The sequence below is a fragment of the Methanosarcina spelaei genome (genome assembly GCF_002287235.1).
Taxonomy (GTDB): Archaea; Halobacteriota; Methanosarcinia; order Methanosarcinales; family Methanosarcinaceae; genus Methanosarcina; species Methanosarcina spelaei.
Genome location: NZ_LMVP01000080.1, coordinates 1 through 9,498 on the forward strand (window position 1 = coordinate 1; position 9,498 = coordinate 9,498).

The following is a 9,498-nucleotide window of genomic DNA, read 5'->3' on the forward strand; positions in this document are numbered from 1 at the left end:
GGAAATGCTAACATTCAGGTGTTTTAAAACATCAATCGGATAAAAATGGATTATCAACCCATTGAGGATGTTATAAATGAAATTCAAAAACTCGGTGGGGTTGTGCTTGATACTAAAACTGCATCAATAGACCCTATAGAAGGAGTAAAGAAAGCTGAAGAACTTGATTACAAAAAGGTTGCAGTAACCACTGCTGATTCAAAAACTGCAAAAAATCTGAGAGAACTCGAGGCTAAACTTGGGCTTGATCTTATAATAATTGCGGTACATGTTACAGGTGTCAGCAAGGAAGAAGCTCAAGGTCTTCTGGAAAATTCAGACCTAGTGACCAGTTGCGCTTCTAAGTATATAAGGGAGCTTGCAAAACCCATAGTTCAAGTAGCAGCTGCAATTCCACTATTTGCCCTCACTAAGAAAGGAAAAGAATTAGTGATTGAGAGGGAAAAAGATATAGAAAGCCCAATTTTGATAACTACTACAGAACTGCCAGTTGTGCCTAAGCATAAGCAGCCGCGAGATTTGAAATAACGGGTTATATGGTGTGGTATGTGGAGCCTTGAGTATTTTTCAGCTTGCTTATAGCCTATCAATTGTTCAGCTCCCGAAGATACGCAACATGCTAATACTTGTTTCGGATAGCTGTAATAGCTCTAAATACAACTATTACAACCAGAACAGTTATCGCATGATTTTGTTTTCATATAGTTGCCACGCATGATAAGGAATGTGCACTCAGCTATCTTGTAGAAGACTTTGGTATCATTACCAATGCTTACAGTACCATCGTCAAAGATCACCTTAATAGGCACAGTTTCAAATTCAGTTGTCAGACCCTGCCTTAAAGTTGGAAAAATTATTTCTTTTTCTCCGCTTTTCTTTCTGACTGTGATGATGTCGAAAGTGCAAAGAGAAGTTAATTTACCTTTTTCGTCAAAACGCACGGAGTTTTTGTCTGCATCAATGCCAAGTGCGTCCGTATCATACGCATTTATCGAACCAATAGGAGTTTTAATCAGGAATGGCTCTGCAGGTTCTACAGATTCTATGCTCCCATCTTCAAAAAGCTTAAACCCTATTCGAACTGGCATTTTTCCTGCAGGTGTGTCAATTATGATTCGTTCATTCGGCCACAAAATCAGGCTTCTGACTCTTCCGTCCGGATAAAATCGCAGACCTATTATCTTTGCACAAAAGTCCCCAAACGGGAATGAAAAATGGAGTTTTTGTGCAAGTTTGCCTTCTTCTTCTTCCGACCAGAAACCGCTGATCTGACCGTTTAAAGGGAATAAACTATTGATCGATCCGTCTTCAAAAAAAGTAACCAGTTCAGCCGGAAGTATTCCTATTGGTGTGCTTATTTCAGTCTGCTGTTCTAAAGAAATGCTTTTAATTTTACCACTTTTATAAAAAGACGAAGCTGCTAATTGCTTTTTTCTAAACCCCGGACCACCGTATTGCGGAACAAGATCTCCGTATTTTGTGTGAATCAAATTATATTCTTTAAGCTTACAGTCCTTCAGTTCGCCACCGTCATATGTGGTAAAGCTCGTTATTCCTTTAAGTCCGCTTGTTTCAACAGTTAACATTATGCACCTTCCTGGATTAAAAACAAATCAGGTTTTTGCTTTACGTATTTGAGATAAATTCTGCATGTTAGTTATACTGGTGCTGCGCCAATCATGTACTGCTGGATAAAAACTTAGTTACAACATTCTACTGTTAAAGCTACTGTTGATGCTGCATTAGTTTTCACACGAAAATATCAGAATTTTCCTACTGTTCACTCCGTTTCTAAGCCTGTAATCTTCAATATTATTTTTGTATTTATCTATTTATTTATTGATTCTGTTCCAAAATCCAGTGATTTTTGTATTTCTTGATTGAAAATCTGAATTCGAAAGAAGAATCCGGTTTTCATCAAGATCAATATTCGATATCTAAAGACTTCAACCCCAATGTCGTATCAAACGGATTGTGACCACTTACAAAATCCAGTGATTTTGAATTTTACATTCATCACTGGATTTTGGTACTGAGTCTATTTATTTATTTTTATATAAATATTATAGGACTTGCGCACTGGAGGAACAAAACCAATTACGACAAAGACTGTAGATTAAAATCAAGTTTTAGACCATTAACAGTCTGATGATGTTGATTCTTCAGTTCAACTGTGTAAGTCCTATAATGTTTATATCAAATGTATCAATGAAAACCTAAGCTATTTTTAATTTTTTAGATATTATATTAGAAGTACTCATATGTTGACTTACTACTGTGATTAATTTGTCTGATTGATTTGATCATTCGTCACGTTATTATCAAGATATACTTTTGAATAAAATGTTTTTACCTCTTTATTCAGGTCAATTTTCACTTTATCCGGATAAAGCACTTTTGAGGTCCACATAAGTCCCATCAATGATTGTGTCCGGTCAAGCATCTCGTATTTTGTAGATGCGTAAACACGCTTATTCTTTACGGCGGCAATATCTTTCCAGGCTTCTTTCGAGAGAATTTCATCACGACCTTTCGCTGTTTTGGTAATAATAACGTCTGGATTCCACTTGTAGATTTGTTCCAGTGAAACCTGGATTTCTTCGCTTGTATTAGCCGATTCCATTTGCGGATTTGCTTCCATGAAGCTTATGCCTCCAGCCAAACCGATGATAGATGCCATAATGGTTCTGGACCCAACCGTCTTGGTGACATCTGATTGCGCATAATATACTTTGAGCTTATCACTTTCATTAATTTTCGATGTTTGATCGGTAACTTTTTTGATGGTTTCATCCCAGTAATCTCCAAGCTCATTTCCTTCTTTTTCATTTCCAGCAATTTTACCGATTAACCTCCATGAATCTGCAATCTCTTCAAGCGTATCTTTTGATGCAGCAACGAATGGAATGCCAGCTTCTTTTTGTTCGGATTCGATTTTCGTATCCTTTGTTAATGTTATTACTACTTGAGGGCTGACTGCTAAAAGATCTTCCGTGTTTATGCCACTGTGGAATTCTCCATTAATCGGAAGAGCCAGCAGCCTCTTTTTTTCATCATCTGACATGAATTCTAGCCGTTCAGTAAACTGCTTGTCCACACTCACAAGTTTTTCCGGTGCCAGTCTCCATACCATTTGACACGGTATAGGATGTAACACTGAAATTCTGGTAACCTCAGCAGGCAGTGTAATTTTTCTGCCTGCTAGATCGGTAATTACCCAGGTATCTGACAGTGCAGTATCCGACAATGTTGTTTCCTGCTCCGTATTTGTTGCAGTTATGTCAACCATGGGAGCTGATGCCGTTTCCATAGCATCACTTGTTTTCTGTGAACATCCACTTATAAGCAGTATAGATAGTGTCATTAACAGACACAACATGATTAACAAACTTAGTGGCTTTTTTGTTGATCTCATCTTGATAGCCCTTTAATAGTTTTTGAGTCTATTCCAAAACCTACGATTTATTTCTGTGTATACTGTTACTACATTTATTCCTACAGTTCATATGATATATGTTTGCTTTACCATAACAAAGAATATATCTAACTAATACAGAAATAAATTACCTATTACCTTGTATATATAGTTAATTTACAAACTGATTTTTCAAGTTTTAAGTCGAAATATATTAACTAAAAAGGAAATTATGAGGCTCAATCACAAAAAAGAGATAACAACAGAATTAAAAGAGAACATACCTTTTCAACTAGGATGTTTATATTAGCTTCTTTTTATTCGCTCAAAGGCACAGTAAGAAATCGAACTGATAGTAAGTTATTTATATTACTATCTAGGAAATAGATTACTGGTATTTTGATTATATAATTTGTTATGTTTAATTAGACATAACGCCTGTGAAACTTTTAAAGAAATTAAAATTGAGAAACAAATAGTACAGGAGAAATTAAAATACAACGTAAAATTTACTCAGTCGAATAGAAAAACAGTAGCTGAAGCCTTAAATTAGCTACCGTTTGAGATCAATAGGCGATCTTGAAAAAGATACTTCTAAAGAAACTACGGATAATTTGTAAACGTTTGGTGTGGAAAAAATAATGAACAGGCGAATAAACAGGGAAACCATTAGAAATATATCTTTAACAACCATTTTGATTTCATTCCCAATACTTTTGTTCTTCGGATCTTTTATGATTGGCAGATATCCAGTATCTCCTACGGATGTAATACTGGCTATTGTATCGGTTTTTGTACCTATTAATGCAAATTTAGATTCAACTGTTTATACGGTAGTTTGGGATATACGTCTGCCCCGTATAATCGCTGCGATGATTGTGGGTGCGGCTCTCTCAATCTCAGGTGCTTCTTTTCAGGGAACTTTCCAGAACCCACTGGTCTCTCCAGATATCCTGGGTGTTTCATCGGGTGCAGGTTTCGGAGCTGCAATAGCTATTTTGTTCAGTTTTTCCGCAGTAATGATTCAGACTACAGCCTTTTTATTCGGCCTGGTCGCAGTTATCCTCACTTACTCTCTAAGCAAAAGACTTAGGGGTAATAATATTCTGGTGATGGTACTGGGAGGGATAGCTATCGCAGCACTCTTTTCTGCTTTCATTTCGTGTATCAAGTACCTTGCAGATCCTGATAGCAAACTGCCAGAAATAGTATACTGGCTTATGGGCAGTCTCTCTGCAGTTAACAGTAATAGTGTCTTGATGATAATAGGGCCTACTCTTATCGGATTTGCAGCATTATTGCTTATCGGATGGAGAATTAACGTTCTTTCAATGGGCGATGACGAAGCACGTGCACTGGGTGTAAACACGGAAAAAATGAGGTTGCTGGTGATTTTTTGCTGTACACTCTTAACAGCTTCCGCCGTAAGCATAAGTGGCATCATTGGCTGGGTGGGCCTTGTAGTACCTCATGCAGCCAGGATGATCGTGGGGCCGGATCATAGAAAGCTTTTGCCTGCGTGCATTTCGTTGGGGGCTACTTTCCTTCTGCTGGTTGATGATGTATGCAGAACAGCCACATCCATCGAAACTCCTTTGGGAATACTAACAGCCATCATAGGAGCACCCGTTTTCATATACTTACTCCAAAAAGGCTACGAGGGATGGTCATGAGCAAAATTATGGACATTGAAAATGCAGAATTCTCTTACAATGGAAAGAAAAGCGTCTTCAAAAATGTAAACCTCTCTGTCGAGAAAGGAGACGTTTTATGCATATTAGGACCTAACGGAACCGGAAAATCAACTTTAATCAAATGTATGAACAGCCTACTTAAACTGAAAAGCGGCAAGATATTACTGAAAAATAAGAATATTTATTCAATGAAAGAAACCGAACTTGCAAAAATTATCGGATATATCCCGCAATCAAATAATTCAATTTTTGCGTTTTCAGTTTTCGATATAGTTCTTATGGGTAGAACTCCCCATTTGAGTTTAACATCTGTTCCTAGAAAGAATGATTATATAATTGCTGAAGAAGCTCTGAAGAACCTTGGAATCCTACATATGAAGGATAAAATTTACACCGAGATCAGTGGTGGTGAAAGGCAGCTTGTTTTAATGGCAAGAGCAATAGCTCAACAGCCCGAAATTCTTCTCCTCGACGAACCAACATCCCATTTGGATTTCGGAAACCAGATACGAACACTCAAAATCATAAAAGAATTGTCTAAAATTGGACTAACGGTTGTAATGACTTCACATTTTCCAGACCACGCCTTCTTATCCTGTAATAAAGTAGCTATCATGAACCAGGGCACAATTATGGAAATCGGAAAACCGGAAATTGTTGTCACTGAACATAATATGAAACAGGCCTATGGGGTAGATGTCAAAATTCTAGATGTAAATGAGCATAGAAGAGCATGTATACCTATGCAAGTACAACAGCCACATGTGGATACAGGATGTTTTTGATCTGAGATATCACAAAAAAGCTTGAGGTGATTGGGTGGACAAAAGGGGTATATTGATTATTATTTTAGCTATTGCAGCTATTGCAATAATATCTACTGCAACAAATATAGATCACAGTAGCAAAGGAATAAAAACTTCTGATCCGGGCACACAGATTACAGATCAAGAGGGTCGAATCGTAACTATACCGACGAATGTCACCCGTGTAGCTGCTCTTGCTGGTCAGTCATATGAAAAACTGATTTTGCTGAATCAGACGGACAAAATGGCAGTCACAATATCTGCATGGACCAATTTACCCTGGTCTTCCAAAATAGCTCCACAATTAAAAAATATATCAATAGAAGATGACCCTAATGTCGAGGATCTTATTCGCAAAAAAGTGCAGGTAGTATTTTGTTTGTCATACGATGGTAATAAGGAGAAACTGAATTCGAGTAATATCTCTGTAGTGGTCACCCAGAAGAACTCAGGAAACCCTGAAAACATAGACTCATTCACTAAATATGTGAAGCAGGAAGTAGCACTTTACGGTGAGGTAATGGGGCTGGATGCGAAAAAAATTGCCGATGAATGGGGTGAGTACTTCGATCAGAAAGCAAATTATGTGACATCAAGAACTGCAAACCTTACAGATAGCCAGAAACCAACGGTATACTATGCCAGAGGTCCAGATGCAATAACAACACAGGGCAAATATTCTTACACACAGTGGTATGTCCAAATGGCTGGCGGGAATTGCGTTGCGAAAAATACCAGCAAAGAAGGGCTTCAAAGCGTCACAATGGAGCAACTGCTAGCATGGAATCCTGATGTAATCTTTGTAGGCCGAGTTAACAGTACAAATATAATTACTAACGATTCTCGATTGAGTAATATAAAAGCCATCAAGAATAACAGAGTGTATCTGTGCCCACAAGGAGTAGCCTATTGGGATGGTAGTGCTGAAGGGGTGTTGCTTATGGAGTATTTTGCAAAAAATCTGCATCCTGAGTTGTTCGAGGATTTGAACATGACTAACGAGGTCAAAGATTATTATTCAAAGTTCTACCACTATAACCTGACAGATGATGAAGCAAACAGAATACTGCAGCATTTGCCGCCTGCCGGTTACTAACGATTTGAGAAAATGGATGGCATTTAAGAAATGAAATGAACTTTACTTTCATGTGTCGAGGAAAAAACCATCAATACAAAATATGATGCTAGTACTGCGATTCTCAAATAGGTTCATAAAACTTAGCTTTTGAATTGATCCGAAGATTACGGATTTTTCCAGGAAATAGGGAATCTATTTTGGAATCGAAACACTAGTTTAAGGTGATCAAATGGATAAAAGGGGTATAGTAGCTGCCATTGCAATTCTTGCAGTCATTGCAATAGTATTTGCTGCTGCACATGCAGGTCAGACTAACAAAATTTCCGATCAGGTTAGTGAGAAAGAGTATGATCAGTACGTTCAGATAACAGATCAGGAAGGACGGATTGTAACCATACCTGTGAATGTCACCCGTGTAGCTGCTATTTCTGGCCAGGCATATGAAAAATTAATTTTACTAAACCAGACCGACAAAATGACAATGACAATGTCTGCATGGACCAATCTACCCTGGTCTTCCAAAATAGCTCCACAGTTGAAAGATGTCTATATCGCAGACGATCCTAATGTTGAGGAACTTATGGGTAAAAAAGTACAGGTAGTGTTTTGCAGATCCTATGATGGTACTAAGGAAAAATTGAACTCGAGTAACATAGCTGTCGTGGTCACTCAGAAAAACTCAGGAAATCCTGATAATGTAGACTCATTTACTCAATACATTAAGCAGGAAATCGAGCTTTATGGTGAAGTGATGGGGCCGGATGCGAAAAAAATTGCCGATGAATGGGGTGAGTACTTCGATCAGAAAGCAAATTATGTGACATCAAGAACTGCAAACCTTACAGATAGCCAGAAACCAACGGTATACTACGCTAGAGATGCAACAACAACCCAGGGTAAAAATTCTTATCCGCAGTTTTATGTGGAAATGGCTGGTGGTAAATATCTATCAGCAGATACTGAAGGGTATGACACAGTTACGCCGGAACAGCTACTTGTATGGAATCCGGATGTAATATTTGTAGGCAGGGTTAACAGTACAGATATAATCGTTAATGACTCCAGGTTTAGCGATCTTAAAGCTGTGAAAAATAACAAAGTGTATCTCTGCCCTCAGGGAGTAGCTTATTGGGATTATGGTGCTGAAGGAATGTTGCTTATGGAGTATTTTGCAAAAACTCTGCATCCTGAGTTGTTCGAGGATTTGAACATGACTAATGAGGTCAAGGATTACTATTCAAAATTCTACCACTATAACTTAACAGATGATGAAGCAAACAGGATACTGCAGCATCTACCGCCTGCCAGCACATAACATGAAAACGTTGAGTAAAATTTGTTACATCTACAGTTATACAGTTAAAAAATAGCAAAATGAGCTGTGAAGGTCATTAAAATCCCACAAATATTCAGTTGAAAGGAAAAAGGAACCCAAAAATGAAAAACCCAAACATCCCTGGAAACTCTTGAGACAATCTAAACTTTACTGCAAATAAGCAGATAGGTAGAATAGAATAGGCAAACAAGAGGAGTGAAATATTGTGGAAAATAGGTGTTCTTTAGATTTCTCCACAGAAATAGATGACTATATGTGTGAAACCGAGCTGTACAGCGGTGAACTTTCGCCCGGAGAATTTGATTTTTTGGGGCGAATTCCGGTTTCTTTAAAATACACTTTCAAGGATGGTTTGGAGGCTGTATTAAAGAAGCATAGGGTTGAAAAAATGGAACTCGGCTCAATTGTTATTTTCCAATGGGTGGAGGAAGCGGTTATCTGCCCTTTGAGTCCATTCACAACGTAGGTAATATTGATGATTTTCCCAACATGGTGCTGTCTTCATCTTTTGATAACCTTTTTGAGAAGCAATTTTTCGAAAAATTTATTGATAAAGGTTATTTTCAGGCATGTCAACTTAAGCCTTTGCCCTCAATATATGTTGATTGTGGTATAGAGGACCCTGAAAAGCAATTCACTATTTTTGCCGTAGTACCTTTTGTTTTTCTTATAGATCACAGGAAGCTGGATGGCCTACCCATTCCCAGACATTGGATCGATATCCTTGATCCGATTTACCATAACAAAATAATAATTGGTGGCTGGCGGAAAGATGAAAATAGTCCGTATTCCGAATTTAATTCGTTTTTATTTGTTACTATTCAGGTAGCCTTTTTAGGGCTACACAATTTTTCCTCTTTTCGAGGAAAAATTGGATTTACAATGAGTTATTTCTATCTTTGATGAAACGTGAAGAGATTCTTGCTCTGTGTACTTCAAATCCTGAAGTTATTGCAACTTACATTGAGAGTCTTGAATCTCAAATAAAACAGCTTAGGAGTCGTCACAGAACAAACTATGCATAAGTTTCGATTGGATGCCTTGATTTTCAAGATCATTATCACCAATTAAAAATTAACTTTATGAAAAGTTTGCCTAATCTGTTTTGTGACAGTCACTTAGTGAAAAATTGCAAGTTTTAGAATCTCGCTTAAATCAAAATAGCAGAA

General features: G+C 37.6%; 10 protein-coding genes. 8 read left to right on the plus strand and 2 right to left on the minus strand.

Features of this window, described 5'->3' with window-relative positions; translation table 11 throughout:
* Nucleotides 1-45 precede the first annotated feature (45 nt).
* On the plus strand, nt 46-528 hold the full coding sequence (locus tag ASJ81_RS05890) for a DUF2099 family protein (RefSeq protein WP_338037372.1): 483 nt from the start codon (nt 46-48) through the stop codon (nt 526-528).
* 122 nt (nt 529-650) lie between these two features.
* On the opposite strand, the gene ASJ81_RS05895 is transcribed toward ASJ81_RS05890, so the two are convergent.
* Complete coding sequence (locus tag ASJ81_RS05895; protein ID WP_095643678.1) at nt 651-1,586, minus strand: hypothetical protein; 936 nt, start codon at nt 1,584-1,586, stop codon at nt 651-653.
* 695 nt (nt 1,587-2,281) lie between these two features.
* Entirely contained in the window at nt 2,282-3,364 is a 1,083-nt protein-coding gene (locus tag ASJ81_RS05900; protein ID WP_245859851.1) for an ABC transporter substrate-binding protein, read from the minus strand.
* Nucleotides 3,365-4,056: 692 nt separating this feature from the next.
* Here ASJ81_RS05900 and ASJ81_RS05905 point away from each other — a divergent pair.
* The 7 genes from ASJ81_RS05905 to ASJ81_RS24155 all read left to right on the plus strand — a co-directional run bounded on the left by ASJ81_RS05905 (nt 4,057) and on the right by ASJ81_RS24155 (nt 9,354).
* Nucleotides 4,057-5,088, plus strand: a complete 1,032-nt coding sequence (locus ASJ81_RS05905; RefSeq protein ID WP_095643680.1) for a FecCD family ABC transporter permease — start codon at nt 4,057-4,059, stop codon at nt 5,086-5,088.
* Nucleotides 5,085-5,894: an ABC transporter ATP-binding protein gene (locus ASJ81_RS05910; protein WP_095643681.1), complete on the plus strand. Its 810-nt coding sequence runs from the start codon at nt 5,085-5,087 to the stop codon at nt 5,892-5,894. Before ASJ81_RS05905 ends, ASJ81_RS05910 begins: the two co-directional genes overlap by 4 nt.
* A gap of 34 nt (nt 5,895-5,928) precedes the next feature.
* Complete coding sequence (locus tag ASJ81_RS05915) at nt 5,929-7,011, plus strand: ABC transporter substrate-binding protein (RefSeq protein WP_095643682.1); 1,083 nt, start codon at nt 5,929-5,931, stop codon at nt 7,009-7,011.
* A 211-nt stretch (nt 7,012-7,222) separates the two neighbouring features.
* Nucleotides 7,223-8,308, plus strand: a complete 1,086-nt coding sequence (locus ASJ81_RS05920) for an ABC transporter substrate-binding protein (protein WP_095643683.1) — start codon at nt 7,223-7,225, stop codon at nt 8,306-8,308.
* 226 nt (nt 8,309-8,534) lie between these two features.
* Nucleotides 8,535-8,795: a hypothetical protein gene (locus ASJ81_RS23570; RefSeq protein ID WP_245859853.1), complete on the plus strand. Its 261-nt coding sequence runs from the start codon at nt 8,535-8,537 to the stop codon at nt 8,793-8,795.
* Nucleotides 8,747-9,232 carry an ABC transporter substrate-binding protein gene (locus tag ASJ81_RS23575; protein WP_245859854.1) on the plus strand — a complete coding sequence of 162 codons (486 nt, stop codon included), beginning with the start codon at nt 8,747-8,749 and terminating at the stop codon, nt 9,230-9,232. The genes ASJ81_RS23570 and ASJ81_RS23575 overlap by 49 nt, the downstream gene beginning before the upstream one ends.
* Complete coding sequence (locus ASJ81_RS24155) at nt 9,232-9,354, plus strand: hypothetical protein (RefSeq protein WP_275112534.1); 123 nt, start codon at nt 9,232-9,234, stop codon at nt 9,352-9,354. Before ASJ81_RS23575 ends, ASJ81_RS24155 begins: the two co-directional genes overlap by 1 nt.
* The last annotated feature ends 144 nt before the right edge of the window (nt 9,355-9,498 follow it).

Excerpts from the sequence above, each read along its gene's own strand:
- ASJ81_RS05895 (WP_095643678.1), bottom strand. The coding sequence starts at position 1,586 with ATGTTAACTGTTGAAACAAGCGGACTTAAAGGAATAACGAGCTTTACC.
- ASJ81_RS23575 (WP_245859854.1), top strand. The coding sequence starts at position 8,747 with ATGGGTGGAGGAAGCGGTTATCTGCCCTTTGAGTCCATTCACAACGTA.
- ASJ81_RS24155 (WP_275112534.1), top strand. The coding sequence starts at position 9,232 with ATGAAACGTGAAGAGATTCTTGCTCTGTGTACTTCAAATCCTGAAGTT.
- ASJ81_RS05900 (WP_245859851.1), bottom strand. The coding sequence starts at position 3,364 with ATGACACTATCTATACTGCTTATAAGTGGATGTTCACAGAAAACAAGT.
- ASJ81_RS05910 (WP_095643681.1), top strand. The coding sequence starts at position 5,085 with ATGAGCAAAATTATGGACATTGAAAATGCAGAATTCTCTTACAATGGA.
- ASJ81_RS05920 (WP_095643683.1), top strand. The coding sequence starts at position 7,223 with ATGGATAAAAGGGGTATAGTAGCTGCCATTGCAATTCTTGCAGTCATT.
- ASJ81_RS05890 (WP_338037372.1), top strand. The coding sequence starts at position 46 with ATGGATTATCAACCCATTGAGGATGTTATAAATGAAATTCAAAAACTC.
- ASJ81_RS05905 (WP_095643680.1), top strand. The coding sequence starts at position 4,057 with ATGAACAGGCGAATAAACAGGGAAACCATTAGAAATATATCTTTAACA.